This is a genomic window from Kosmotoga sp. (genome assembly GCF_982836095.1).
Map to the genome: position 1 here is coordinate 1 of NZ_CEYIHJ010000195.1, position 3,104 is coordinate 3,104.

General features: G+C 38.7%; 3 protein-coding genes. All 3 read right to left on the bottom strand.

Annotated elements, in window-relative coordinates; all coding sequences use genetic code 11:
* Positions 1–22 precede the first annotated feature (22 nt).
* Complete coding sequence (locus AC3LHT_RS09975; protein ID WP_488662783.1) at positions 23–1,120, bottom strand: patatin-like phospholipase family protein; 1,098 nt, start codon at positions 1,118–1,120, stop codon at positions 23–25.
* A gap of 17 nt (positions 1,121–1,137) precedes the next feature.
* A complete protein-coding gene (locus AC3LHT_RS09980) occupies positions 1,138–2,832 on the bottom strand; it encodes an ABC1 kinase family protein (RefSeq protein WP_488662784.1) in 1,695 nt (564 codons plus the stop codon).
* A 5-nt stretch (positions 2,833–2,837) separates the two neighbouring features.
* Positions 2,838–3,104 (bottom strand): hypothetical protein (locus AC3LHT_RS09985; protein WP_488662785.1); only part of this gene is annotated, 267 nt, incomplete at its 5' end.

Below are 3,104 nucleotides of genomic sequence, written 5' to 3' on the forward strand. Positions count from 1 at the left end.
CGGCTATCCGTACCGTCCCATTTTATTCCTGCAAAGTAATTTTTGTGGTTTCAACGCCCTTGTCAAATGCCCAACCGTACTTTTTGAATTCAAAAATCCCCATTTTTCCAAGCATTGGCGAAATAATTATCTCATCTTCTGAGAATTCAGGTGCCAGCCCCCCTCTTTTGGCAAGGATGTAGAAAAGATTATTTATTATCGAGAGGATGTCTCGCTCATCCCTTACTGGAAGAATCTCTTTGCCAACAAATTTTACAGTATCCACAAATTCTTTAGACAGGGTCAAAAGGAAATGGGAAGTTTGAATCCGGGAAGCCGAATCGGTTGCAGCAGAAACATCGGAAATGACAATTTTCAGCTCATTGTTAAAGTCGTTTTTGTTAATCATTCTGGCAAAATCTACGCAGAAATTATCAGTCATTCCTCCATCGATAAGAATATAATCTTCATAGCTTATCGGCTCGAATAGAAACGGAATAGCCGAGGATGCGAGGACCAGTTCAGTCAAATCTCCGGCTGAGAAGATCAATCTTCCACAGCTTTTTACATCTGTTGTGTTGATATAAAAGGGGATTTTCGTATCTATGAGCTCGTTGAACGGCAGATATTTCTTGAAAATGGACCTTAACGTGCAGCTCATAGTTTTTTGTGAGAAAGAGCGCAGCTGCGACAATTTGAAAAACTCTTTTTCCTCTTTTTCATATATATCAAGCATTTCATCTGGAGAAATTCCCGTGCTGTATGAGGCTCCAACTACAGAACCTGCAGAAGTGCCTATGATAAATGCAGGTTTTATGCCATAATTTTCCAGCACTTTTAATACGCCTGCATGGGCAACTCCTCTTGCTCCTCCACCGGAAAGCACAAGGCCTATTTTTTCCCCCAACATACGCCTGTCAACCGGCTTATTGGCTTTTTCATGATTTTCATCAGAATAATAATACCTGTTGTACACATATTCCTTGAGCTTCTTGGGAGTAATAACTTTTTTTTCAATTGATTCCTGTAATCTTTTTATATATTTAGGGATATTTTTGTCTTTGAATGAAAGAAAGCCAGAATTGATGTAATCCAAATTTCTTTCATATAATTTTCTTAATCCTCTATTTTTATCTCTCATAAAAAATCCTCGCCCGTTCACAACTTTCCTGAACGAGAGATAGCAATAAGGAGGCCTAAGCCCATAAAAGCTGCCACCAGAAAGCCAACAAGACCAATTACAGGGACACCAAAGATCAAAGGCGGCGTTTGTGAGAGCACAATCAGGGCTGAGCCAATAATTAATGCCGCAGCAATTATAGAAAAAGCAAGGCGGTTACTGACTTGATCCATCTTGGCAATGAAGGGTTCTAATCCCCTGTGATCAAATTTTAATTTCATCTCACCCGATTTCAACAGAGAAAAAATGTTTCTGATTTCTTCTGGGAATTCCTGAAAGAGAGCAAAAAAATCAAAGAGGCTTTTTTTCAATTTGTGTGCTATCGCGTGAGGGCTAAATTTCTTTAGGATAAATTCCTTGATAAAGGGTTGGGTTTGCTCTACAGCATTAAAATCTGGATCGAGAGAACTGCCTATGCTTTCTATGGAAACCAATGCCTTGCCGAGTAAAAATAACTCCGGTTGTATCTTGAGGTGATGTTTCTCAATAAGATAGAGTGCTTGCCGAAAGACCCTTTTTAATTCAATCTGTTTAAGGGGTACTCCATGATATTGGTCTAACACCTCCCACGTGTCCAGCTTGAATTTTCTAAGATCAACTCTTTCAGACGGGTAGAATTTTATAAACAAGTGTACAATCTCTGAAACATCATTATCAATAAATGCATTAACCAGCGACGCCAGACTCTCTTTTGTCTCCTCATCTATCCGCCCCATCATACCGTAATCTAAAAAACATAGAACATTATCAGGCAAAATAAAAATATTACCTGGATGCGGGTCCCCATGGAAGAAGTTATACTCAAAAATTTGCTTTAATATCAGCATTGCTCCCTGACTTGCTATCAGATTGCAGTCGTAACCATCTGCCTTGAGTTTTCTTACTTCTGATATTTTAATCCCATCAATATATTCCATAGTGAGCACTTTTTCTGTAGTATAATCGCGATAGACATGAGGAACATAAATTGCGGGTTCGTCTTTGAAATTTTTAGCAAATCGTTCAATATTTGAGGCCTCAAGCGTATAGTCCAGTTCTTTTGTAATATTGTCGGTAAACTCTTTTACAATACCAACTGGATCATAGTCCGCTGCTTCAGCAATGTGTTTTTGCATCATAGCAGCAAGATACAACATGATCTCCAAATCAACTTCTATTATGCGACAAATATCAGGCCGCTGTACTTTTACGGCCACCCTGACTCCATTTTTTAACCAGGCACAATGTACTTGTCCTAACGAAGCGGCAGCAATGGGTTTTTCTTCAAACTTGGAGAATATTTCCTCTACAGAGCGTTTCAATTCGGTTTGAATGACGTCTTTTGCCTCTACGAATGGAAATGGCGAAACCTTGTCCTGAAGCTTTGTTAATTCTTCTCCTAAAGTTGGCGGCACTAAGTCTGGTCTTGTGCTTAGCAATTGACCTAGTTTCACAAATGTAGGGCCCAACTCTTCCAAAGCTAAGCGAATACGTTTATTGCGAGGCAAAGGTATAGTTTCGGATTTTTTTCTTATTCTGAAAAAATGAGATCCTTTATCTATTAATTGATAGAGATGAAGCTGGCTAAGAATGTCACCAAATCCGTACTTAACTAAAACTCTTAATATTTGCTGATAGCGACGGAAATGGCGGTATGTGCGAGTGATTGTCTTTAATCTTCTCAGGGAAAGCATTTATTTTATTTTTCTGTAATTTCCTTTTTCAACTCTTCAATTTTTTCTTCCAGTTTAGCCAGGCGGCGAGAGACCGAAATAAACTCTTTTTTGCTTGGAATATCGGTTTTCTTTAAAGCCTGATTAATCAGGGTTTCAGTCTTTTTCTCTAACTCTTGCTTGGCCTCTTCTGATTTTTTCAACATCTCTTCGATAAAACTTTTCCCTTCTTTTTCAGAAAGCTCGCCTTTCGTAACTAACTCTTTCGCTAATTCTTCTGCCTTTTCTTTGGT

Excerpts from the sequence above, each read along its gene's own strand:
- AC3LHT_RS09980 (WP_488662784.1), bottom strand. The coding sequence starts at position 2,832 with ATGCTTTCCCTGAGAAGATTAAAGACAATCACTCGCACATACCGCCAT.
- AC3LHT_RS09975 (WP_488662783.1), bottom strand. The coding sequence starts at position 1,120 with ATGAGAGATAAAAATAGAGGATTAAGAAAATTATATGAAAGAAATTTG.